We start from the raw sequence: 24,212 nt of genomic DNA, 5'->3' as shown, positions 1-24,212 counted from the left end.
TTGGGTTCCCGCCTGCGCGGGAACGACGTGGCGGCGGTGCTGGCATTCCGGGGCAGGCATGAGCCCCTCCACTCCCTTCATCCACCGCCCGGTCGCCACCGCCTTGCTGATGCTGGCGATCGTGCTCTCGGGCCTGGTCGGCTACCGCTTCCTGCCGCTGTCGGCGCTGCCGCAGGTGGATTTTCCGACCATCCAGGTGCAGACCCTGTACCCGGGCGCCAGTCCCGAGGTCATGGCGCGCACCGTCACCGCGCCGCTGGAGCGCCAGTTCGGCCAGATGGCCGGCCTGACCCGCATGAGTTCCACCAGCGCCGCCGGGGTCTCGATCGTCACCCTGCAGTTCGCGCTGGGCGAGACGCTCGACGTGGCCGAGCAGGAAGTGCAGGCCGCGATCAACGCCGGCGGCTCGCTGCTGCCGACCGACCTGCCGGCGCCGCCGGTCTACGCCAAGGTCAACCCGGCCGACGCGCCGGTGCTGACCCTGGCCATCACCTCCGACACCCTGCCGCTGACCGAGGTGCAGAACCTGGTGAACACGCGCCTGGCGCTCAAGATCAGCCAGGTCTCAGGCGTGGGCCAGGTCTCGCTGTCGGGCGGCCAGCGGCCGGCGGTGCGGATCCAGGCCGACACCGAGGCGCTCGCGTCCTACGGCCTGGGGCTGGACACGCTGCGCACCGCGATCAGCGCCGCCAACGCCAACAGCGCCAAGGGCAGCTTCGACGGCCCGACACGCTCGTATGCGATCAACGCCAACGACCAGCTGGTCACCGTCCCCGACTATGAAAACCTGATCGTCGCCTACCGCAACGGCGCCCCCGTGAAACTGACGGAGGTGGCCAACGTGGTCGACAGCGCCGAGAACGTGCGCCTGGGCGCCTGGGCCAACATGAAGCCGGCGATCATCCTCAACGTGCAGCGCCAGCCCGGCGCCAACGTGATCGCCACCGTGGACGCGATCAAGGCGCGCCTGCCCGAGCTGCAGGCCGGCCTGCCGACGGCGCTGCGCATGGACGTGCTGAGCGACCGCACCACCGGCATCCGCGCCTCGGTCAAGCACGTGCAGATCGAGCTGCTGCTGGCCGTGGCGCTGGTGGTGCTGGTGATCTTCGCTTTTCTCCACAGCCTGCGCGCGACCATCATCGCCAGTCTCGCCGTGCCGATCTCGCTGATCGGCAGCTTCGGCGTGATGTACCTGCTCGGCTACAGCCTCAACAACCTGTCGCTGATGGCGCTGACGATCGCCACCGGCTTCGTGGTCGACGATGCGATCGTCATGATCGAGAACATCGCGCGCTACATCGAAAAAGGCGAAAAGCCGATGGCCGCCGCGATCAAGGGCGCCACCCAGATCGGCTTCACCATCATCTCGCTGACCGTGTCCCTGATCGCGGTGCTGATCCCGCTGCTGTTCATGGGCGACGTGGTCGGCCGCCTGTTCCGCGAATTCGCCGTGACGCTGGCGATCACGATCCTGATCTCGGGCGTGGTTTCCTTGACCCTGGTGCCGATGATGTCGGCGCGCTGGCTGCGCAGCCATGAAGAAGAAAAGCCGGGCCGGTTCGCCGTCAGGTTCCAGGCGTTCTTTGATCGCGTCATCGCCCGCTACGACGTGATGCTGGGCTGGGTGCTCGCGCGCCAGGGACTGACCCTGCTGGTGGCCGTGGGCACCCTGGTCCTGACCGCCCTGATGTGGACGGTCATCCCGAAAGGCCTGTTCCCGACCCAGGACACCGGCCAGCTGCAGGCCCGGGTGCAGGCGCGCCAGTCGATCTCGTACACCGAGATGGCCAGGCTCCAGCAGGAAGCGGTGCGCCAGATCATGCTCGATGCCGAGGTCGCCTCGGTGGCGTCCTACGTGGGCGTCGACGCCGCCAACAACACCATGCTGCACACCGGGACCATGCTGATCAACCTGAAGGCCGACCGCGGCGACCCGCTCGAGACCATGCAGCGCCTGCGCCAGCGCGTGGCCAATGTGGCGGGCCTGCAGCTGTTCCTGCAGCCGACCCAGGACCTGACCATCGACGCCGAGAGCGGCCCGACCCAGTACCGGCTGTCGATCGAGGGCGCCGACGAGGCCACCGTCAACGAGTGGGCGCGCCGGCTGACGCAACGAATCGGCAGCCTGCCCGAGCTGCGCACGGCGATCACCGACGCCGGCGCGGCAGGCGCCGCCGCCTTCATCGACATCGACCGCGACACCGCCGCGCGCCTGTCGATCACGGCCGCCTCGATCGACGACGCGCTGTACAGCGCCTTCGGCCAGCGCATCGTCTCCACCATCTTCACCGAGACCAACCAGTACCGTGTGATCCTGGAAGCGCAGCAGGACGAGGCGATGTCGATCGCCGCGCTCGGCCGCCTGCAGCTGCGCACCGGTTCCGGCCAGCCGACGCCGCTGTCGGCGATCGCCACCATCAGCGAGCGCCAGGCGCCGCTGCAGGTGATCCACGTGGCCCAGTATCCGGCGGCGACGGTCGGCTTCGACACCGCGTCCGGCACCTCGCTGGGCCAGGCCGTGAGCGCGATCCGCGCCGCCGCCGAGGAGATCGGCATGCCGGCCTCGGTCAGCATGACCTTCCTCGGCGCCTCCGGCGCCTACGAGGCTTCGCTGTCGAACCAGCTGTGGCTGATCCTGGCCGCCGTCGTCTGCGTCTACATCGTGCTGGGCGTGCTCTACGAGAGCTACATCCACCCGCTGACGATCCTGTCGACCCTGCCGTCGGCCGGCGTCGGCGCGCTGCTGGCGCTGTGGGTCAGCGGCCAGGGCCTGGGCGTGATCGGCATCATCGGCATCATCCTCCTGATCGGCATCGTCAAGAAGAATGCGATCATGATGATCGACTTCGCGATCGAGGCCGAGCGCGAGGAGGGCAAGTCGCCGCTCGTGGCCATCAGGCAGGCCGCGCTGTTGCGCTTCCGCCCGATCCTGATGACGACCCTGGCGGCGCTGTTCGCGGCCATCCCGCTGATGCTGGGCACCGGCGAAGGCGCCGAGCTGCGCCGGCCGCTGGGCCTGGCCATCTTCGGCGGCCTGATCCTCAGCCAGCTGCTGACGCTGTTTACCACGCCGGTGATCTACCTGGCCTTCGACCGCACGGCGCGGCGCTGGACCGGCAGGGCGCCCCACAAGACTGAAGGGGCGGGCGCATGAATCTGTCGCGCCCTTTCGTGGAGCGCCCGATCGCCACGGTCCTCTTGACCCTGGGCCTGGCGCTGGCCGGCATCGCCGCCTATTTCGTGCTGCCGGTGGCGCCGCTGCCCCAGGTGGACTATCCGACCGTGTCGGTCTCGGCCTCGCTGCCGGGCGCCAGTCCGGAAACCATGGCCTCGAGCGTGGCCACGCCGCTGGAGCGGCGCCTGGGCGTGATCGCCGGCGTCAACGAGATGACCTCGAGCAGCAGCACCGGTTCGACCCGCATCAGCCTGCAGTTCGAACTGAACCGCCAGATCGACGCCGCCGCGCGCGAGGTGCAGGCGGCGATCAGCGCCTCGCGCGCCGACCTGCCGGCGACCCTGCGCAGCAACCCGACCTACCGGAAAGCCAATCCTTCGGACGCGCCGGTGATCATCCTGGCCCTGACCTCGAAGACCAAATCCCCGGCCCAGATCTATGAATCGGTGTCGAACCTGGTCCAGCAGCGCCTGGCGCAGGTGAAAGGCGTGGGCGAAGTGGAAATCGGCGGCGGCTCGCTGCCGGCGGTGCGGGTCGAGCTGGTGCCGTATGCGATGAACCGCTATGGCGTCTCGAGCGAGGACGTGCGCGCCGCGATCCAGGCCAGCAATCCGAACCGTCCCAAGGGCGAAATCGAGGGCAACGGCAACCGCCTGCAGATCTACTCGCAGCCGGCCGGCGGCGACGGCCGCAGCGCCAGCGACTACCAGGACCTGGTGGTGGCCTGGCGCGACGGCGCCGCGGTGCGCCTGTCGGACGTGGCCACTGTGTTCGACGGCCCCGAGAACGTGTACACGCTGGGCCTGTTCAACGGCCAGCCGGCGGTGATCGTGCTGGTCACGCGTCAGCCCGAAGCCAACGTGATCGAGACCGTGGACGGCATCCGCGACCTGCTGCCTTCGCTGCAGGCCCAGCTGCCGGGCGACATCAGCCTGGCGGTGGCCTCGGACCGCACCAACTCGATCCGCGCCTCGCTGCACGAGATCGAGTTCACGCTGGTGCTGTCGATCGTGCTGGTGGTGGCGGTGGTCAGCGTGTTCCTGCGCTCCTTGCGCGCCACCGTGGTGCCGGCGGTGGCCACCGTGGTGTCCCTGCTGGGCACCTTCGGCGTGATGTACGCGCTCGGCTTCTCGCTCAACAACCTGTCGCTGATGGCCCTGACGGTGGCCGCCGGCTTCGTGGTCGACGACGCCATCGTGGTGCTGGAAAATACCGCGCGCCATATCGAGAACGGCATGGACCGCATGCAGGCCGCGCTGCTGGGCGCGCGCGAGGTCGGCTTCACCGTGCTGTCGATCTCGCTGTCGCTGGTGGCGGTGTTCATTCCGCTGCTGTTCATGGGCGGGCAGGTGGGACGGCTGTTCCGCGAATTCGCGGTGACGCTCTCGGCGGCGGTGCTGATCTCGCTGGTGATCTCGCTGACCACGACGCCGATGATGTGCGCCTGGCTGCTGCGCAAGGAGGATCCGGACAAGCGGCCGGGCCGGCTGGCGCGCTGGTCTGAACGTGGCTTCGCGCGCGTCCTGCGCGTCTACGAGCATGCGCTCGACTGGGCGCTGGACAGTAAACTCCTGGTGATGATCATCCTGCTGTTTACGGTGGCGCTGAACGTCTACCTGTTCTCCAGCGCCCCGAAGGGTTTCTTCCCGCAGCAGGACTCGGGCCAGATGAATGGCGGCATCCGCGCCGACCAGAGCATCTCGTCGCAGGCCATGCAGAAGAAGATCTACCAGCTGGTGGAGATCATCCGCAAGGATCCGGCGGTCGAGACGGTGGTCGCCTTCACCGGCGGCGGACGCGCCGGCGGCGGTTTCATGTTCGTCAACCTGAAACCGGTGCGCGAGCGCGACGTCGCGGCCCAGGCCGTGATCGCGCGCCTGCGCCCGCAGATGGCCAAGGTCACCGGCATCACGATCTTCCTCAATCCCGTGCAGGACCTGCGCATGGGCGGGCGCTCCAGCAACTCGACTTACCAGTACACGCTCAAGAGCGACAATGCCGAAGACCTCAAGGCATGGGCGACGCGCCTGGCCGAGTCCATGAAGGCGCAGCCGGCGCTGGTCGACGTCGACACCGACCAGGCCGAGAACGGCGTCGAGACCTACGTCACCATCGATAAGGAATCGGCGGCGCGCCTGGGCATCACCACGCGCGACGTCACCAATGCCCTGTACAACGCCTTCGGGCAGCGCCAGGTGGCGAACATCTACGATGAGCTGAACCAGTACCACGTGGTGATGGGCGTGGCCCAGAAATACGCGCAGTCGCCCGAGGCGCTGAAGGACGTCTACGTGCCGGCGCGGCCGACCGGCGGGGCCGCGAGCGCGGTGGCCACCGGTACCGGCACGCCCGCCGCCGCGGGCGCCGCCGGCGCGGCGGCCTCGGCGACCGGCTACCTGACCGCGGCGCGCGACCCGTCCGGCGGGCAGGCCCTGGCCAGCGCCGCCGCCACCATGGTGCCGCTGTCGGCGATCGCGCGCTTTGCCGAAAGCGCCACGCCGACCTCCGTCAGCCACCAGGACGGCGAACTGGCGACCACGGTCTCGTACAACCTGAACCCGGGATTCACCCTGGCCGACGGCGAGGCCGCGGTGCGCCAGGCGGAAGCCGACATCGGCATGCCGAGCAATGTGCGCGGCAGCTTCCAGGGCACGGCCGCCGCCGCCCAGGCATCGAGCCAGGAACAGCCGCTCCTGATCCTGGCCGCGATCGTCGTCATCTATATCGTGCTGGGCATCCTCTACGAAAGCCTGGTGCACCCGGTGACGGTGCTCTCGACCCTGCCGTCGGCCGGCGTCGGCGCGGTGCTGGCGCTGCTGCTGTTCAAGATGGAGTTCTCGATCATCGCCCTGATCGGGGTATTCCTGCTGATCGGCATCGTCAAGAAGAACGCGATCCTGATCATCGATTTCGCGCTCGAAGCGGAGCGCGCGCGCGGCCTTTCCGCCACCGAGGCGGTGCGCGAGGCCTGCATGCTGCGCTTCCGCCCGATCCTGATGACGACCCTGGCCGCGGCCCTGGGCGCGCTGCCGCTGGCGATCGGCTTCGGCGAAGGCTCGGAGCTGCGCCGCCCGCTGGGCATCGCCATCATCGGCGGCCTGGTCGCGAGCCAGCTCCTGACCCTGCTCACCACGCCGGTGGTCTACGTCCTGCTCGACAAGCTGCGCACGCGCAAACCCGATGAACACAACCTGACCCGTCACCCCCATGAAGCCGAGGGCGGCCCGTCCCTGGCCAAACCATGACCACTATGCGACAACAGCTTCCATTCCGTTTTTCCCTGCTCGCCCTCGCCCTTGCTGCGGCCTTGGCCGGCTGCGCCGTCGGCCCCGCCCATGAACGGCCCAGCCCGCTTGTCGCCGACGCGGCGCTGCCGGGCGCCTACAAGGAGGCCGAAGGCTGGGTTCCGGCGGCGCCTGCCGATGCGCTCGAGCGCGGCCCCTGGTGGACCCTGTTCGAGGACCCCGAGCTCGATCGCCTGGCGCAGCAGGTGCAGGCCGCGAACCAGAACGTGGCGGTGGCGCTCGCCAATTACGACCAGGCGCGCGCGCTGGTGGCGCAGCAGCGCGCCTCGCTGTTCCCGGTGGTGTCGCTGGGAGCCGGCGCCGACCGCATCGGCGGGGGCGACGACAGCGTCAACCGCGGCGCGAACAGTTCCTATCGCCTGCAGATCGGCGCCAGCTGGGAGCCGGACGTGTTCGGCCGCCTGAGGAGCGCCGTGACCGGCGCCGAGGCCAGTGCCCAAGCCACCGCCGCCGACCTGGCCAGCGCCGTCCTCGCGGCCCAGGGCGAGCTGGCGATCAACTATTTTTCGCTGCGCCAGACCGACGCCCAGCGCGAAATGCTGGCCTCGACCATCGAAGGGTACGAGCGCGTGTTGCAAATCACCTCGAACCGGTTCGAGGCGGGCATCGCGGCGCGCTCCGACGTGCTGCAGGCCCAGACCCAGCTCGCCAATGCGCGCAGCGAGGCGCTCGGGCTGCAGAACCAGCGCGCCCAGCTCGAGCACGCGATCGCGGTGCTGGTCGGCCGGACCCCGTCGAGCTTTTCCTTGCCGCCGGCGCCCTGGCATGTGTCGGTGCCGGACGTGCCGGTCGGCGTGCCCTCGACCCTGCTGCAGCGCCGTCCCGACATCGCCGCCGCCGAACGCGACGTGGCGGCGGCCAATGCCGACATCGGCGTCGCGCGCTCGGCCTACTTCCCGAACTTTGGCCTGTCCGCTTCCTATGGCAACACCAGCAACCGCGTGGGCGACCTGTTCTCGGCGTCCGCCGCGGCCTGGTCGTTCGGCCTGTCGGCGGCCCAGACCATCTTCAATGCCGGCGCCACCCGCGCCAGCGTCGCAGGCGCCGAGGCGCGCCACCGGGCGACCGTGGCGCGCTACCGCCAGGTGGTCCTGGACGCCTTCGGCGCCGTCGAGAACGGCCTGGCCGCCACCCGCGTGCTGGAACAGCAGCAGCAGCTGCGGGCCGAGGCGGCCGAGGCGGCCGGGCTGGTCGAAGAGCAGATCCTGAACCGCTACAAGGCGGGGCAGGTGGGCTATACCGAGGTGGTGCAGGCCCAGGTGACGGCGCTGTCCGCGCGCCGCTCGCTGGTGCAGGTGCAGGCCGACCGTCAGACGGCGGCGGTGTCGCTGATCCAGGCGCTGGGCGGCGGCTGGCAGGAACAAACGCTGGCCGACGCCGCGCGGTAAGAGGTGCAAGGGATGCGTGAGGCATTACAATGCTGCGATTATCGATAGTCAGGCACTCGCCATGAAAAACTGGATCAATCGCATGTTGAGCGGCGCCGACAGGGCGCCCGACCCCGCCGACGCCGCCGTGCGGGCGGACGAGATGGAGGATGACTATGGCGTCCAGGTCGACGCCGCCTATTACCGCTGGCTGACCGTGTCCGGCGGATTCCAGGCGGGAGCGGAGGTCGAGGAGCACATCCTCGACCTGGTGCGCACCCTGGCGGCCGACCCGCTGGCCGCCAGCGGCCTGGTGCCGCGCGTGCCCGAGCTGATCCCGAAGCTGCTGCGCGACCTGGCCGGCGACGAGGTCTCGACCGGAGACCTGGCGCGCCAGGTCGAGCAGGACCTGGTGCTGGTGGCCGAGGTGATCCGCGAGGCCAACAGCGCCTACTATCGGCCGCTGCAGGCGGTGAAGTCGCTCGACGCCGCCCTGATGATGATCGGCCAGAACGGCCTGCGCATGCTGCTGGCCCGGATCGCCTTCCGGCCCCTGATCAGGATGGCCGACCAGGGCTTCGCACGCCATGCGGCGCCGCAGGTATGGAACCAGTCGGAGAAATGCGCGCTGGCCGCGAGCCTGATGGCGCCGGGCCTGGGCGCCGGCGTGTTCGAAGCCTACCTGGCCGGGCTGATGCAGAACCTGGGGCTGGTGGTGGCCTTCCGCCTGGCCGAGCGGGCGGTCGAGAGCGGCAAGATCCCCGGCTCCAGCGACTTCGGCCGGCGCCTGTTCGACGTCAGCCGCGGCCTGTCGTCGACCATCGCCGCCCACTGGGAGTTCCCGTCCGAGGTGGTGGAAGGGATCGCCGGCGTCGGCCGCCCGGACGCCTCGCCGCTGGCGCGCACGCTCGAGCGCGGCGACCGGATCGCCAAGCTGCGGATACTGCTCGACGCCCATGTGGTGCCTGACGACGACGTGCTCGTCACCGAAGGACTCGATAGTTTCGAGCGCCGTTGCCTGGGCAAGCTGACCGATTTGCCGGGCTGAGACGCTGCATCGCATCGCCTTTTTTCGAGAGGAGACTGCCATGAACATGAACGCCGAACACCTGGCCGAGCTGCACGAGGCCAAGCGCCTGCTGGAGAACCCCGGCTTGGCCGCGCGCATCAGCAACCTGGTCGGCTCGCCGATCGAATCAGCCATCGGGCGCCTGCCGGCGGCGTGGCAAAAGCGGGTGGGCGGGGCCACCGAGCATGCGCTGCAGTACGCGATGACGGGCGCGCTGTCGACGCTGCCCGAAGACGGCACGCGTATCGCGTATCCGCGCCTGCACAAGCTCGCGGCCGGCGTGTCGGGTGGCGTGGGCGGTGTCTTCGGCCTGCCGGGACTCCTGGTCGACCTGCCGCTGTCCACCGTCATCATGCTGCGCTCGATCGCCGAGATCGCGCGCGCCAATGGCGAACGCCCGCAGGACGTCGAGACCCGGCTGGAATGCCTGCGCGTGCTGGCCATGGGCGGACCGGGCGGCGCTGACGACGCCGCCGAGTCGGGCTACTTCACGGTGCGCATCGCGCTGGCGCGGGCGGTGAGCGAAGCCGCCCAGGCGCTGGCGACCAGGTCGGTCAATGCCGCCACCACGCCGGCCCTGCTGCGCCTGATCGCCGCGGTGGCGGCGCGCTTCCAGGTGCAGGTGACGCAAAAGGCGGCCGCGATGCTGGTGCCGGCCCTGGGCGCCGTGGGCGGCGCGACCATCAACCTGCTGTTCGTCGACCATTTCCAGAACATGAGCCGCGGGCATTTCGTGGTGCGGCGGCTGGAGCGCCTGTATGGCGAGGAGGATGTGCGCCGGCAGTACGAGGCGATCGAGCTCGCGGTTCTTGCGTAGGGTCGGCGGCTATGCCGCCGACGCGGCGATTGTTTGCGGCGCCGATTTCGCGCCGAATGATCTGGCGGCCAACCATCACCGCGTCGGCGGCGAAGCCGCCGACCCTACGGACAAATCCTGTTACGGCCGGCCTCCTTGGCGGTGTATAACATCGCATCGGCCCGCAGGAACAGCGCGTTTTCGCTGCGGTATTCGGGAAACGCGGCCAGGCCGCCGCTGAACGAGAAGCGCCGCGCCTCGCCCGGCGCGACCTCGAAATCGATCGCGCAAAAGGCCTGGCGCTGCGCGTCGAGCCGGCGCCGGGCCGCGTCGAGCGTGCAGTTCCAGAAGACGACCACGAATTCCTCGCCGCCGAAGCGCGCCAGCAGGTCGCGCTCGCCCATGTGCGGCGCCAGGCACAGGCACAGGCGCTTGATGACGATATCGCCGAAGTGGTGGCCCCAGGTGTCGTTGACGGTCTTGAACTTGTCGATGTCGATCACGCCGAACGCGAGCGGCTTGTCCTCGAGCGTGGCCTGCCGGATCAGCTCTTGCGTCTTGCGCTGCAGGCCCACCTTGTTCAGGAGGCCCGTGGCGCGGTCATTGCCGATCAGGTCCTTGCTGACGCGGATCCGGGCGGCGCGGTTGGCCAGCTGGGCCTCGACCAGGCCGGCGGTGGCCTGCAGGACGGTGTCGAAGCCGTCGCCGAGCGCGCGGCGCGCCAGAACGTCGTCGGGGCGGCGCTGGAGCAGCACGATCTCGCGCACCGGATCGGCCGCGATGTTCTTCTTCATGACCCGCGCCAGCGCGTCCAGGCGCCGGTATTCGTCATCGGGAATCACGACCAGGTCGGGCTGCAGCGCATTGACGCGCAGGTGCAGCGTGGTCGCGTCCGGGTGGTGGACCACGTCGACCCGCTGCGCGAGCAGCGCCGCCGCGTCCAGGCCGCCGGGCGCGCCGAGGTAAACCAGCGACACCGGGTCGCCGCGCTTGGCGCGGACGAACAGGTTGAACAGCCGGTCGACCAGGACGTCGTTGGCGATCGGCTTTTCGGCATACGCCAGGCAGTTGCTGTCCACCAGGCGCTGCTGGAGCAGGAAGCGGCTGCCCTGGCGGCCCGATTGCAGATAGACGTACGCGTGCTGGCGCGGCAGCCGTTCGAGCAGCTCGCCCAGCATCAGGGTCTTGCGGCCGTCGTGCAGGTCGGCCTGCATATTGTGCAGGGCGTCCAGGTCGATCACGAACAGGCTGGCGCCGTGGTCGGCCGCGACGGCGGCGGTGAATTCGGCCACTTCGCTGAAAAAACGGATGTCAAAATCATATTTATGCGCGTGCAGCAGCAGTTCGGCGCGGTTGTCCTTGATGAAGAAGCTATGGGAGAGGAAGAGGACCTGGTGCCGGTACAACGGAGCCTCGGTGCGCATGTCTGCCTGCCTTGTTTCTGCGTGATGGGACATCTTGCCACGCCAATTTGACGCGATATTGACGCCGCAGGAACGGCCGTCAATACCCGAGAAAATCACACGGCCATGACCCACGGGGCTATACTCGCGCATTGCTTTTTTCATGTCGAGGACTTGTCTTGTTCAAATCGATCGTCCTGCCCGTCGCCCTCCTGGGCGCGGCGAGCGCCGCCTTCGCCGACGAAGGCCAGTGGCAACCGCACCAGCTGCCGCAGCTGAAATCCGAACTGAAACGCATCGGCATCGCCATGCCGGCCGAGAAGCTGGCCGACCTGGGCAAGCATCCGATGAGCGCGATCGTCTCGCTGGGCGGGTGCTCGGCGTCCTTCGTGTCGCCCGAGGGCCTGGTGGTGACCAACCATCACTGCGCCTATGGCGCCATCCAGCGCAACGCCACGCCCGAGAAGAACTACATCGTCGACGGCTTCCTGGCCAGGACCCGCGCCGACGAACTGCCGGGAGGCCCGAACACGCTGGTGTACGTCACCGAGAAGGTCGAGAACGTGACCGGGCGCGTGCTCCAGGGCCTCACGCCGGCCATGTCGGGCCGCGAGCGCCACGCGCTGGTCCAGTCGCGCATCAAGGCCCTGGTGGCCGAATGCGAACTTGACAAGTCGACGCGCTGTTCGGTGCCGGCCTTTCACCGCGGCCTGGAGTACTACCGCATCAAGCAGCTGATGATCCGCGACGTGCGCCTGGTGTACGCGCCGTCCGACCGCATCGGCAATTATGGTGGCGACATCGACAACTACGAGTGGCCGCGCCACGTCGGCGACTACGCCTTCTACCGCGCCTACGTCGGCAAGGACGGCCGTCCGGCCGATCCGTCGCCCGACAACGTGCCCTACAAGTCGAAGGACTTCCTGGTGGTGTCCGCCGAAGGGCTGGAGAACGGCGATCCGATCCTGCTGGCCGGATATCCCGGCCGCACCAGCCGCTACAAGCTGCCGAGCGAGATCCGTTTCGCGCGCGACGTCGACCTGCCGGCCAAGGCCGCGAGCATCAGCGCCGACCTGGCGGTGATCGCCGCCGCGACCCAGGGCAATCCGGCCTGGGGCGTGGCGTATGCGAGCGTCGACAAGGGCCTGAACAACGTGCTCAAGAAGACCAGGGGCCTGCTCGACGGTTTTGCGCGCAAGGACATCGCCGCCATCAAGGACGTGCAGGACGCCGGGTTCCGCGCCTGGCAGAAGGCGCATGCGGACGGCAACGCCGGCCTGCTGTCCGAACTGGACGCGGTGATCGCCCAGGACATGGCGCTGCAGCGCCAGGAAGCCGCCTGGCTCGAAGCGACCCACAGCGACCTGCTCAAGAGCGCGCGCACCCTGTACCGCCTGGCGCTGGAACGCGGCAAGCCCGACGCCGAGCGCGAAAGCGGCTACCAGGAACGCGACCTCGGTTTCATCAAGGCGCGCCTGACCCGCCTGGAGCAGTCGTTCGTGCCGGGCGTGGACCAGGCGCGCTACGCCGCCGCCCTGGCGCGCTATGCCCGCATCGACGCCGAGGTACGCCCGCAAGGCCTGGACGCGCTGCTGCCGGCGCCGGATGCGCTGCCTGGTATGTATAAGGCCAGCGCGCTGTCGGATACCGCCACGCGCCTGGCCTGGATCGGCAAGGACGTCGACGCCTTCCGCCAGTCGAGCGATCCGTTCATCGCGCTCGCGGTGCGCCTGCACGACGCCGGCATGGCGCTGGAAGAGCGCCGCAACGAGATCGACGGCAACCTCGAACGCGTGATCCCGCGCTACATGGCGGCCGTGATCGCATGGAAGAAATCGCAGGGCAAACCGGTCTACCCGGACGCCAACTCGACCCTGCGCGTGACCTACGGCACGGTGTCGCCTTTCTCGCCGCGCGACGGCCTGGTCAAGGGACCGTTCACCACGCTCGAAGGCATCCTGGAGAAGGAGACCGGCAAGGATCCGTTCATCGTGCCGGCCGCGCTCAAGGAAGCGGTTCAGGCCAGGCGCTACGGCGTGTTCAAGGACCCGGCGCTGGGCACGGTGCCGGTCAACTTCCTGTCGAGCGCCGACACCACCGGTGGCAACTCGGGGTCGGCCGTGATGAACGGGAAGGGCGAACTGGTTGGTCTGAACTTCGATTCGACCTATGAATCGATCACCAAGGACTGGTACTTCGACACCGCCATCACGCGCGCGATCCACGTCGACATCCGCTACATGCTGTGGGTGATGAAGGAAGTCGACCATGCCGACAACCTGCTCAAGGAAATGACGATCAAGTATCCGAAGAAGTGATTTCGGCCACAATCATCTGCACGTCGTCCCCGCGGAGGCGGGGACCCAATTTTGCAAGCGTTGCGACTGCGCCTGGAGCACTTGGGTCCCCGCCTGCGCGGGGACGACGGTTGTTCTGTCGACAAGAATGAACGAACCCCTTATCCTCGCCGGCCTCACGACTTCGCCCCTGGAGCTGATCTCGTTCCTGCTGGCCGCCACCACCGTGGTGCTCAACATCTTCCAGAAGCACTGGGCCTGGCTGTTCTCGATCGCCTCCTCCGCGACCTATGCGGTGGTGTTCTACGAGGCCCGCCTGTACGGCGACATGGGGTTGCAGTTCGTGTTCATCGCGGCCTCGGTCTGGGGCTGGTACCAGTGGCTGCATGGCGCCGCAGGGGCGGTTGCGGCGCCGCTGCGCCCGGCCTTCCTGAGACCGAACGGGCGCGCCTGGTCGCTGGCCGCCTGGCTGGCCGGCTTCGTGCTGCTGTCGACCTTCCTCGACAACTTCACCGACACCGACGTGCCGCACGCCGACGGCTTCCTGACCGCCGGCAGCCTGGTCGGCCAGCTGCTGCTGGCGAAGAAGAAGGTCGAGAACTGGCATGTGTGGATCGCGGTCGATATCCTGTACGTGGGCCTCTACCTGTATAAGGGCCTGGTGCTGACCGCCGTGCTGTATGGCGTGTTCGTGCTGCTGGCGATCGCCGGCCTGCGCACCTGGCAGGCAGCGGCGCGCGAACAATCATGAACGCGGTGCAGCGGGTCGCCATCCTCGGCGCCGAGTCGTCCGGCAAGTCGACCTTGTCCGAAGCCCTGGCGCGCCATTACGGCACGCTGTGGGTGCCCGAATACCTGCGCGAGTTCGTCGACACCCTGGGAAGGGTGCCGTACGAAGAAGACCAGTACCGCATCGCGCTGACCCAGCGCGCGCACGAGGACGCGGCGGCGGCGGCGGCAAGCCGCCTGCTGTTTTGCGACACCACGCCCCTGATGACGGCGCTGTACAGCCGTGTGTACTGGGGCAGGGTGGATGCGCAGCTGGCGCGGCTCGATGCGCGCCACGACTACGCCTGGACCTTCGTCACCGCGCCCGACACCCCGTGGGAGCCGGACGGCCTGCAGCGCGAATCGGAAGCCGTGCGCCAGATGGTGCACCGGATGCTGGTCGAGACGCTGGCCGCACGCGGCATCGCCTACACCTTGCTGGCGGGCGCTCTGCCGCACCGGATGCGGCAGGTCCAAGGGCTGCTCGGCCGGCCTTGACGGCCAGCCCTGGAACGCAGACGCTTGTCGGCATCGGTTTTTGAACGATAAAAGTTATCATTTTTATGACGTTGTTTAACTGTTTGACAGCGATTGCTTGATCTGGCGCACAGGAGTTGTCGCGAACGGGTTTCCGATGTCACAACAGACAATAATTCTTTGCCGCATGATGATTATTTATTTCTAGAAGGCATTACAATCATCGGATTCGAATGTACGGCGGGGCGCTATGAAAAACTGGATAGGACGCTTGTTGGGCGGTTCAGAAAAAGAGACACCAGCCGCGCCGAGCGTCGGCGCGACGGCGACGATCGAACACGACGAGGACATGGCGAACGACGTCGACGGCACTTATTATCGCTGGCTCAGCGCTTCGAGCGGCTTTAACGCCAGGCCCGACCAGGAAGCGCAGATCCTGGAAGAAGTGCGTTTGCTGGCGAACGATCCGGTCTGCGCGTCCGGCCTGGTGCCGCGCATCCCCGAGCTGGTGTCGCAGCTGCTCACCGCGCTGTCCGACGAAAACATCTCGACCACCGCGCTGTCGGCCCAGGTCGGGCGCGACCTGGTGCTGGTGGCCGAAGTGATCCGCGAAGCCAACAGCGCCTACTATCGGCCGATGACGCCGATCGAGACCCTGGAAGGCGCGGTGACGATGCTCGGCCTGAACGGCTTGCGCATGCTGCTGGCGCGCATCGCGTTCCGTCCGCTGGTGCGGGTCAAGGTGCAGGGCGTGGCGCGCCAGGTGGCGCCGAATGTGTGGAAGCATTCCGAACGCTGCGCATTCGCCGCCAGCGTGATGGCGCCGGGCCTGGCGGCCGGCGTGTTCGAATCCTACCTGGCCGGCCTGATGCAGAACCTGGGCCTGCAGGTCGCGTTCCAGGTGGCCGACCGCATCTGCGAAGGCAGGGTGCCCGGCTCCAGCGAATTCGGCGTCGAACTGTTCGCGGTCAGCCGCCGGCTGTCGTCGGTGATCGCCAACCACTGGGACTTCCCGTCCGAGGTGGTGGAAGCGATCGAGCAGGCCGGTGAGCCGGATGGTTCGCACCTGGCGCAGGCGCTGGCCCAGGGCGACCGCATCGCCAAGCTGCGGCTGCTGCTCGACGCCGAGGTGATCGAGGAGGATGACGTTCTCATTACCCGCGGCTTGAATGGATTCCAGCGGCGGTGCCTGGGCAAGCTGGTGGATTTGTCGGACTGAGTGAAGCGCCGGCATCTGCAGTGCCGCCGTGCTTGAAGTTCAGCCTCCGGTCAGTCGGCTCGGCTTGGCCCTGTCTGGCAAACACGACAGGGCGTTCGCGTCTCGATGCGAGGACCGATCTTTTTTTGTGCGCATTTCGTCCTGCATCAAACTTTCTCCATGTCGGATTCAGCCTGCATCGACAATGGTGAGGGTCATCTATACCATTCCTGTCGACATATCCATCAAGTAACGTTCGCTTGGGCACAGCTATGGCGGATGCATCAGCGCGACTTCTGTTTCGTCCGCTTGCACAATCATGGAGGGGGAATGGTCAAGAAACTCTTCGCGGCAGCTGGCTCGGCGGTGGCATTCGGTAACGCGGCGGATTCGGTCGGCCTCCATGGCCCGTATGCGGAGCCGCACGTCAACTTCATGTACAACCTGCTGTTTTGTGACGATCTGGCGCTGTTCAAGAATGAGGATGGATCGGGGGATGGTGGGGCGCTGGCGTTATCTGTTGCTGAGACTATGGACGAGGCAACCCTTTTGGACATTGCCCGCGACGACGGGAACGAGGGCAGGATACGAGCGATCGCTTACCACCGCTTGCGCATGATGGGCGCAGTAATTCCTCAAAAAGAGCTGCTGGGAGTCATCGTCGAGGTTCCTCTCGCCGAGGGACTGGATGTGCTGGCAGCGTTCAGCGAAGGAGGTGTGCGTTACCTGAATCAATCGGGGAAGGTGCTTGTCATCGAAGGTGGGGGCACGCCCATTGCACTGCGGGCCAGGGAATTGATTTCTGTTGCACGTCCCGTCATCGACAAAATTGGCCCATGGGAAGAGCAGCGTCTGCCCCCACCGACATCAGGAAACATCCGTATTACCTTCCTGGTCTCGGACGGGCTTTACTTCGGTGAAGGCCCCGCGTCGTCCTTGCAGAACGATGACATGGCCGGCCCTGTGCTGTCGAAGGCCGTGCAGCTACTTCAGGAAGCCATCGCGCTGGGTTCCGGCAATTAGCGAGCATGTCCTCGCGCCTATCGTTTGGGCGCGAGGACATCGCAGTCATCCCAGGATCAGAAATCGATCTGCGCCGACAACCTGAACGTGCGCGGCGCCCCCGCCAGCAGGTAGCCGCCCAGCGATTGCGTTACATCACGCCAATAGAACTTGTCGAAGGCATTGTCCACCCGCGCGCGGATGACCGTGTTCAGTCCACCCGCGCGCAGCAGGTAGGACGCCCCGAAGCCCGCCACGTGGTATCCCGGCACCTTTACCCGATTGGCCGGATCGAACACCTTGTTGCCCGAATACTGCCACTGCGCGTCGAGCTTCAGCCCGGCCACCTGCGGCACCGCGTATTCGATCCAGGCGGTGGTGCGCAGTTCCGGCACGTTGGTCACGCGCTTGCCTTCGGTGGCGGCGTCGCCCGTGTCCTTCTGGTCGGTGTCGAGCGCCATCAGCGACAGGCTGTAGTTCAGGTCCTGGGTGGCGCGGCCCATCGCCGACAGTTCGACGCCGCGGTGGGTCTGCTCGCCGGCGCGCACGAAGGTGTTGGCGGCGTTCGTGTATTCCAGCCCCTGGCGAATCTCGAACAGGGCCCCCGACAGCGCCAGCTGCTCGTTGACGTTGCGCTTGACGCCGAACTCCAGCTGCTTCGAGCGGCTCGGCGGCAGGGCGGTGTTCTGGTTGGTGGTTTCCATCGGCGCGATGCCGCCATACTGCAGGCCATGGCTGATCGAGCCGTAGACGCGCCAGTCGCGCGCCGGCGCATACACCAGCGCCACGTTCGGCAGCGCGAACGAATCCTTCGCGCGCACCCAGCCGGCCTCGATTTCTTCCAGTGCGTCGAGCTTGAGCTTCACGTAGCGCACGCCGGCGTGCAAGGTGAGCTGGGGCGACAAGGTCATCACGTCCTGCACGAACAGCGAGCGCTCTTCGGTGCTGCGGCGTTCCATGACCGGGCCGGTCACGCGGTCGCCGGCGACCGGCGGCACCGTGGTCGGGTTCCAGATGTTGCTGGAGCCGACGTAGTCGTAGACGTATTCGCCGAAGCTGTCGCGGCGTTCGGCATACGAGCCGCCCACGGTCAGGGCGTGGCGCACCGCGCCGGTGTCGAAGCGGCCCTGCAGCATCGCCTGCAGGCCCCACGGCGTCTTGCGCTCGCCCGTGCTCTGGTAGTCGTACACGTCGTAGTCGCCGTTCGAGCAGTAACCCGGATAGTAGCCGTCGCCCTCGTTGCTGCAGCCGTAGGGGAAGGCCGTGAAGTCGTCGCGCTTGAACCAGTGCTTGTTGGCGCTGACGGTGGCGCGCCAATCGTCGCTGAGGCGGTACTCGAAGCGCAGGCCGAGATTGCTGCTGTCGGTGTCGACCGGCCTGGTCCACGGCTGGTCGTTGAGCAGGATCTTGGGCGACACGCCGGTCGGCAGGACTTCGCCGCGGATCAGCTGGTAGCCGGGCGCCGTGATCTGCGCCTTGTGCTGGTGGTCGAGGTCGATCTGGAGCAGCGCGTCCGGCGTGACCTGCCAGTCGAACGCCGCGGACGCGAACTGGCGCTCGCCGTCGGCGCCGCGCACGTACGATTTCAGGTCTTCGGCAGCGGCGTTGATGCGGTAGCCGAAGCGGCGGTCCGCGAAGCGGCCGCCCAGGTCGACCGCGCCATACACGGTGCCGCGCTCGCGCACCTCCACCGTGGCCTGGCGCAGCGGCGCGTTGGTCGGGCGCTTGGTGACGAAGTTGATCATCCCGCCCGGCGCCGCGACGCCGGCCTGCAGGCCGGCCAGGCCGCGCAGGACCTCGATCCGTTCCTTGTTCTCGAGGGGGATCTGGGTGTCGCCAGAGATCGCGATCATGTCCTTGCGGTAGCTGGTGGCGTTGTCGAGCGTGAAGCCGCGGATCGAGAACTGCTCGGCATAGCCGACCGCATTGTAGGCGTCGCCGATCGAGGCGTCGTAGCGCGCGGCGTCGGTGGCGCTGCGGATCGACAGGTCCTGCATCTGGGCCTGGCTGATCGAGGTGATCGAGGCCGGGGAGTCGAGCAGCGGCGCGTCGGTGAAGCCGCCGACGCTGGCGCGGTCGAAGGCGATCCACTTGCTGCCGGTGACGACGACGGACGATACGGCTGGCTGGGCGGTCTCTTGCGCGAAGGCCTGGGACGACAGGGAAAACGCCTGCACGATGGCGCAGGCGAGAATGGTGTGCTTCGAGGTGAATGTCATGGTGTGCTCGTTTTCGCGCGCCACGCGGCGCGCCGCTTTGTTCAAAGCCGGAGCCAACGTGGGGGAAGGGCAAACGAGGGGAGTGCTGCTTTGCGCTTTCCTTCGCTGGCATTATCCAGATCAGGTACGAAGGGTGTGTCTCACCCGGAACAGCGTTCCAGGACCCCTAGCGAGTCGCGAGTGTATCACGGCGCCGGGCCGCCGTGGCGAATCTGTCAAGACGGAATGGCGCCGCTCAGGCTTTCGCGGTCGACGGCGCCTCGGCCGCCGCGGGCCGGGTGGCGGCCGGCGTCACCATATGGCGCAGCAGCGCGACGCGGGCCGCGTCGCCGATGGCGCGCCAGTGTTCGCGCCGTTGCGCCGCGCGCTTGCGGTGCTTCGATGGCATGTCCTGCAGCGGCTTGAGGTAGAACGGCAGCGGCACCACGAAGCTGCGTGCGTCCAGCTCGGCGCCGCCCAGGATGCGCCAGAAGCCGTCGTAGGCGTTCTCGAAGGCCTTGTCCTGCGCCGCCTCATAGGCCACGTGCGCGCTGGCGCGCACCGCGACCACCCGGTCGAAGCCGAGGGCCTGCGCCGCGCCCTGCAGGGCGGCAAAGCAGAAGAAGCTCGGAGAATTGTTCGGGAATACGCGCTCGAAGGCGTCGAATGCGCCCCCGGCATCGCGCCACAGGCCGGCGTTGCGGGTGACGAAGGGAACGATCGGCAGGTCGACGCCCACCACCGCGCCCTCGACCCAGGTCCAGGACAGGCGGTGCAGCACCGTGCCGTCGACGACCAGGGACAGCGTCAGCTCGCCTTGCGGATCGATGCGCGGCGCATGTTCGAGCCGCATGATGAAGTTGCCTTCGCTACCCTCTTGCCCGCCCCGGTGCTGCCACAGGACCAGGCCGCCATGGGTTGCAGCTTGCCGGTAGGCGCTGTCGAAGGTCGCTTCTTCGAAGCGGTAGTGGGCCAGCACGCAGCGCATGCGCTCGCGCACTTTCATGCCGCGGGCCAGGTAGTCGCGGCCGCTCACCTTGCGGAACAGGTCGTTGTCGGGCGCGGTACCGAGGGGGCGCACCAGCTTGAGACGGGACAGGGACTGGTGCTCGCGCCAGTAGCGCAGGGCATGCCAGCGTTGGGTAAGTCGAGCGAAGATCATCGAGCGCTCCATTCGGCGTAAAGGGGCTTGGTCGTGCCGGGCCGCGCGCGCTGCGGGCAATGCTCGGCAAGAACAACAAATAATTCTGTTTTGTAATTATGTGCCGAATTGCCAACTCGTGCCCGGACGAAGTGCAAACAGCGCTTGGGAACCAAGGCGGGCGTGATCAGTCATGGGGGCTCTCTCTGGACGGTTTGACTATTGGTTATTTTTAGGCGTGCACGACAAGACTACCATGTTTGCTGCGCGCCGCACTTCGTCATTCATCATCGATAATGCCGGAACCAACCAGCAAGGGAGGAAGCAGATGGCGTATGAACTGTTTTATTGGCCGAACATCCAGGGACGCGGAGAATTCGTCCGCCTGGCGCTGGAAGAGGCGGGTGCCGACTACGTCGACGTGGCGCGCCGCGAGGGCGGCGTCGACCTGTTGATGGCGGCGCTCGACGTCGAGGAGTATCCGGCCTTCGCGCCGCCCTTCCTGAAGGCGGGCGAGCTGGTCATCGGCCAGGTGGCCAACATCCTGCTCTACCTGGGCGAGCAGCACGGCCTGGCGCCGCGCACCGATCCGGGCCGCCTGTGGGTGCACCAGCTGCAGCTGACCATCGCCGACCTGGTGACCGAGGTGCACGACACCCATCACCCGATCGCGTCGGCGCTGTACTACGAAGACCAGAAACCCGAGGCGCTGCGCCGTTCGGCCGACTTCGTCGAGTCGCGCATTCCCAAGTTCATGGCCTATTTCGCGCGCCTCTTGTCCAACCCCGAGCCGCGCGACTACCTCACGGGCGAGAAGGCGACGTATGCCGACCTGTCGCTGTTCCAGGTGATCGAAGGCCTGCGCTATGCCTTCCCGAACGCGATGAAGAAGATCGAGCAGGAGCATCCGGTGCTCACTGGCCTACGCAACCGGGTGGCCGCGCGGCCGAACATCGCCGCCTACCTCGCGTCCGAACGGCGCATCCCGTTCAACCAGGAAGGCATCTTCCGCCGCTATCCCGAACTGGACCGGTAAGCCGGACCGGTAAGCCGCCACGGGCCGGCGCGAAATCCGGGCTGACCCGGCTCGCCATCGTCAATGGGTGGTGGCGGCGCCGCGCACGGCCGCCCCGGCCGGCATGCCGTCGCGCCGGTCGAGCCAGCCGGCCAGGGTGGTGAGCAGCAGCGCGCCGACGACGACCAGGGCGCCGATCCACGGCGTGGCCATCAGGCCGAGGTGGGCGACGATCAGGCCGCCGCCCCAGGCGCCCAGGGCGATGCCGACGTTGAAGGCGGCGATGTTCAGCCCCGAGGCGACGTCCACCGCCTGCGGCGCGTCACGCTCGGCGCGCTGCACCACATACACCTGCAGGCCGGGCACGTTGCCGAAGGCCACCGCGCCCCAGGCCAGCACCGTGATCAGCACGAGCGGTTTGCTCGGCGCGGTGAAGGCGAGCGCCAGCAGCACCACGGCCAGCAGGGCGAACACGATCTGCAGCGCCGGCACCGGCCCGTGGCGGTCGGCCAGCCTGCCGCCCCAGATGTTCCCGGCCGCGACCGAGACGCCATATACCAGCATCACCAGGCTGACGGTCGACGCCGCGAAGCCCGAGACTTCCTGCAGCACCGGTGCCAGGTAGGTGAAGGCGATGAAGCTGCCGCCGTAGCCGAGCGTGGTCATGGCGTAGACCAGCAGCAGGCGTGGTTTCCTGAGCACCGCGAGCTGGGTCAGGAGGCTCGCCGGTTTGCTGCCGGCGATATCCGACGGCACCAGGATGGCGCTGCCGACCACGGCGATCACGCCCAGCAGCGACACGGCGAGGAAGGTGGCCTGCCAGCCGAAGTGCTGCCCGATGAACGTCCCGAGCGGCACGCCGGTGACCAGGGCCACGGTCAGGCCGGTGAACATCAGCGCGATGGCGCTGGCGGCCTTTTCCTTCGGCACCAGGCTGGTGGCGATGGTCGAGCCGATCGAGAAGAACACGCCGTGCGCCAGACCCGTGAGCACGCGCGCGGCCATCAGCGCTTCGTAGTTCGGCGCCATCCAGGCCACCAGGTTACCGAGCGTGAACAGGACCATGAGGCCGAGCAGCAGGTGCTTGCGCGGCACCCTCCCGGTGAGGGCGGTGAGCACCGGCGCGCCGATGGCGACGCCCAGCGCGTACAGGCTGACCAGGAGGCCGGCCGAGGGCACCGATACGCCCAGGCTGGCGGCGATGGTGGGAATCAGGCCGACGATCACGAATTCGGTCGTCCCGATGGCGAAGGCGCTCAAGGTAAGCGCCCAGAGTGCGAGTGGCATGCGATTCTCCTTGTTGTTGCATGGCGGGGTTGTTCAGGGCATGCAGTGTGCCGTGCGCGCAGGCAAGAAAAAATAGCCCGCTGTACAATGGAATTTTGACCTGGAGTCAATAATGATCGATGTGGATGCATTGATTGTATTTGTCGCAGTCATAGATTCGGGCTCGTTCTCGGCTGCCGCCGGGCGCCTGGGGCAGACTCCGTCCGGGGTCTCGCGCACCATATCGCGGCTCGAGGATGGCCTGGGCATGACGCTGATGCGCCGTACGACGCGGCGCCTGCAATTGACCGACGAAGGCGCCTGGCTGCTCGAACGGGCGCGCGCCATCCTGCACGACCTGGCCAATACCGAGGCCGAGGCGCAGGCGCGCCGCTCGCAGCCAGCGGGGCTGGTGCGGGTCAATGCCTCGACGCCGGCCCTCGACCATCTGCTGGCGCCCCTGCTGCCCGACTTCCTGGAGGCGTATCCGCTGGTCCAGCTGGAACTGACCAGCGGCGAAACCTACGTCGACCTGATCGAAGAGCGGGCCGACCTGGCGATCCGCATCGGCGCGCTGCCCGATTCGACGCTCAATGCGCGGCGCCTGGGCACCGGCAGGCTGCGCGTGGTGGCGGCGCCGCGCTATATCGATAAATACGGCGTGCCGCGCGCACCAGGCGAGCTGGCGTTGCACCGCACCGTGGGCTTCACGGCGCCGGCCTCGCTCAATACCTGGCCGCTGCTGCATGCCGGCGGCGAGGGCTGGACCGTCACGCCGCAGGTGCTGGCGTCAAACGGCGAGACGGTGCGCCACCTGGTCCTGAACGGGGCGGGCATCGGTTCGATGGGAGAATTCCTGGTGCGCGCCGACATCGCGGCGGGCCGGCTGGTGCCGGTGCTGGAAGAGCACACCCTGCCGTGGACCCAGCCCGTGTGGGCCGTGTTCTACAAGCATGGCGCGCTGGCGCCGCGGGTGGCGGCGCTGGTGGATTTCCTCGCCCGCAGGCTGGGCGAGGTGCTGGAGCGTTAGAAGTCGAACTGTGCCGAAAACAGTGCCTGTGAACGGCGGAATTTGACTGGTTCGGATCAGCAGATGAGCGTTACTGATTTCTGTGCGCTATCGGTTGTAATAAATTTTTGTATCAACAGTCGCAACAGTGCCTGATCGAACTCCGTCTGCGACAGTGCCGGAGTCGCGCGCGCTGAGCGAGCGTTGTTGACTTCATGGAGCAGGGTCGTTTCGGCGACGGTCTTGCTATCGCTGTGCGACGTGATGTGTTTGTGAATCAGTACGATTTCGGCATCTACGCCCGTCACCTTATGCTTCCATTGTCCCTCCAGGGCGGCTATGCCCAGAAGGAGCGATGCCACCGCGACCGCCAGCGTCGCTGGATCGTCGCTTAGCTTGATTTCTGCTATCGGCAGTATCGCCTGCATGAGCGCTACTGGACTGAAGTTCACCGCCCATGGATCGAAAGTGCCGCCGCCGTTGCCGGTAACAAGCATTTCCGAATATTGTCCGCTCGACAGCGTGGCGATCATGGATTCGGAGAGACCGGCGTGGACACTCGTGATCACGGGGTTTATGAGTGAGCCGATCATGGCCTGCTGTACCAGCGACCTGGCCTGCTCGTCTTCGAGTCCCAGATTGGTCGCCACTACCATCGCTGCGAGCCTGACTACCTCGCCATTCTTCTGGCGCGCCGCTTGTGTGATTTCTGTTTTGGACGGCATG

The 24,212-nt window shown here is 67.3% G+C and carries 17 protein-coding genes and 1 riboswitch; of the genes, 12 read left to right on the top strand and 5 right to left on the bottom strand.

What is annotated here, in order from left to right; translation table 11 throughout:
- Positions 1 to 58: 58 nt before the first annotated feature.
- The 5 genes from ABIB38_RS07475 (at position 59) to ABIB38_RS07455 (ending at position 9,733) form a co-directional block, all read left to right on the top strand.
- On the top strand, positions 59 to 3,154 hold the full coding sequence (locus ABIB38_RS07475) for an efflux RND transporter permease subunit (RefSeq protein WP_429203102.1): 3,096 nt from the start codon (positions 59 to 61) through the stop codon (positions 3,152 to 3,154).
- Positions 3,151 to 6,420 carry an efflux RND transporter permease subunit gene (locus ABIB38_RS07470; RefSeq protein ID WP_429203100.1) on the top strand — a complete coding sequence of 1,090 codons (3,270 nt, stop codon included), beginning with the start codon at positions 3,151 to 3,153 and terminating at the stop codon, positions 6,418 to 6,420. The genes ABIB38_RS07475 and ABIB38_RS07470 overlap by 4 nt, the downstream gene beginning before the upstream one ends.
- Entirely contained in the window at positions 6,417 to 7,868 is a 1,452-nt protein-coding gene (locus ABIB38_RS07465) for an efflux transporter outer membrane subunit (RefSeq protein WP_429203099.1), read from the top strand. The genes ABIB38_RS07470 and ABIB38_RS07465 overlap by 4 nt, the downstream gene beginning before the upstream one ends.
- 61 nt (positions 7,869 to 7,929) lie before the next feature.
- Positions 7,930 to 8,895, top strand: a complete 966-nt coding sequence (locus ABIB38_RS07460) for an HDOD domain-containing protein (protein WP_429203097.1) — start codon at positions 7,930 to 7,932, stop codon at positions 8,893 to 8,895.
- Positions 8,896 to 8,935: 40 nt separating this feature from the next.
- Positions 8,936 to 9,733: an EcsC family protein gene (locus tag ABIB38_RS07455; protein ID WP_429203096.1), complete on the top strand. Its 798-nt coding sequence runs from the start codon at positions 8,936 to 8,938 to the stop codon at positions 9,731 to 9,733.
- Between the two features lie 104 nt (positions 9,734 to 9,837).
- Here ABIB38_RS07455 and ABIB38_RS07450 read toward each other — a convergent pair whose 3' ends face one another.
- Positions 9,838 to 11,136 (bottom strand): diguanylate cyclase, encoded by a 1,299-nt coding sequence (locus tag ABIB38_RS07450; RefSeq protein WP_429203094.1) that lies wholly within the window; start codon positions 11,134 to 11,136, stop codon positions 9,838 to 9,840.
- 158 nt (positions 11,137 to 11,294) lie between these two features.
- On the opposite strand from ABIB38_RS07450, the gene ABIB38_RS07445 reads away from it, so the two are divergent.
- From ABIB38_RS07445 to ABIB38_RS07425, 5 genes are all read left to right on the top strand, one after another.
- Positions 11,295 to 13,433 (top strand): S46 family peptidase, encoded by a 2,139-nt coding sequence (locus ABIB38_RS07445; RefSeq protein ID WP_429203092.1) that lies wholly within the window; start codon positions 11,295 to 11,297, stop codon positions 13,431 to 13,433.
- Between the two features lie 127 nt (positions 13,434 to 13,560).
- Positions 13,561 to 14,163, top strand: coding sequence for a nicotinamide riboside transporter PnuC (gene pnuC / locus ABIB38_RS07440; protein WP_429203090.1), 603 nt, complete (start codon positions 13,561 to 13,563; stop codon positions 14,161 to 14,163).
- Positions 14,160 to 14,678 (top strand): AAA family ATPase, encoded by a 519-nt coding sequence (locus tag ABIB38_RS07435; protein ID WP_429203088.1) that lies wholly within the window; start codon positions 14,160 to 14,162, stop codon positions 14,676 to 14,678. Before pnuC ends, ABIB38_RS07435 begins: the two co-directional genes overlap by 4 nt.
- Before the next feature lie 253 nt (positions 14,679 to 14,931).
- Complete coding sequence (locus tag ABIB38_RS07430) at positions 14,932 to 15,876, top strand: HDOD domain-containing protein (protein ID WP_429203086.1); 945 nt, start codon at positions 14,932 to 14,934, stop codon at positions 15,874 to 15,876.
- 309 nt (positions 15,877 to 16,185) lie between these two features.
- Positions 16,186 to 16,878 (top strand): hypothetical protein, encoded by a 693-nt coding sequence (locus ABIB38_RS07425; protein ID WP_429203084.1) that lies wholly within the window; start codon positions 16,186 to 16,188, stop codon positions 16,876 to 16,878.
- A 56-nt stretch (positions 16,879 to 16,934) separates the two neighbouring features.
- Here ABIB38_RS07425 and ABIB38_RS07420 read toward each other — a convergent pair whose 3' ends face one another.
- Together ABIB38_RS07420 and ABIB38_RS07415 are read right to left on the bottom strand one after the other, a co-directional pair.
- A complete protein-coding gene (locus tag ABIB38_RS07420) occupies positions 16,935 to 19,076 on the bottom strand; it encodes a TonB-dependent siderophore receptor (protein WP_429203082.1) in 2,142 nt (713 codons plus the stop codon).
- Between the two features lie 80 nt (positions 19,077 to 19,156).
- Positions 19,157 to 19,254: riboswitch (TPP riboswitch) on the bottom strand.
- Positions 19,255 to 19,311: 57 nt separating this feature from the next.
- Positions 19,312 to 20,217, bottom strand: a complete 906-nt coding sequence (locus ABIB38_RS07415; protein WP_429203080.1) for a DUF535 family protein — start codon at positions 20,215 to 20,217, stop codon at positions 19,312 to 19,314.
- 307 nt (positions 20,218 to 20,524) lie between these two features.
- Between ABIB38_RS07415 and ABIB38_RS07410 the strand changes: the two genes are divergently transcribed.
- The gene (locus ABIB38_RS07410) at positions 20,525 to 21,232 is read left to right on the top strand and encodes a glutathione S-transferase (RefSeq protein ID WP_429203079.1); all 708 of its coding nucleotides are present in this window, start codon (positions 20,525 to 20,527) and stop codon (positions 21,230 to 21,232) included.
- A 60-nt stretch (positions 21,233 to 21,292) separates the two neighbouring features.
- Here ABIB38_RS07410 and ABIB38_RS07405 read toward each other — a convergent pair whose 3' ends face one another.
- Entirely contained in the window at positions 21,293 to 22,498 is a 1,206-nt protein-coding gene (locus ABIB38_RS07405) for an MFS transporter (protein ID WP_429203077.1), read from the bottom strand.
- A gap of 112 nt (positions 22,499 to 22,610) precedes the next feature.
- Here ABIB38_RS07405 and ABIB38_RS07400 point away from each other — a divergent pair, with 112 nt between their 5' ends.
- Positions 22,611 to 23,507 carry a LysR family transcriptional regulator gene (locus ABIB38_RS07400; protein WP_429203076.1) on the top strand — a complete coding sequence of 299 codons (897 nt, stop codon included), beginning with the start codon at positions 22,611 to 22,613 and terminating at the stop codon, positions 23,505 to 23,507.
- 56 nt (positions 23,508 to 23,563) lie between these two features.
- On the opposite strand, the gene ABIB38_RS07395 is transcribed toward ABIB38_RS07400, so the two are convergent.
- Positions 23,564 to 24,211 (bottom strand): hypothetical protein, encoded by a 648-nt coding sequence (locus tag ABIB38_RS07395; protein WP_429203074.1) that lies wholly within the window; start codon positions 24,209 to 24,211, stop codon positions 23,564 to 23,566.
- Between the last annotated feature and the right edge of the window lies 1 nt (position 24,212).

It is taken from the genome of Massilia sp. UYP11, assembly GCF_050434805.1.
In the GTDB taxonomy this organism is placed as follows: Bacteria; Pseudomonadota; Gammaproteobacteria; order Burkholderiales; family Burkholderiaceae_D; genus Telluria.
The sequence above is the reverse complement of the archived record's forward strand: the minus strand, read 5'-3'. Positions and strand labels throughout refer to the sequence as shown.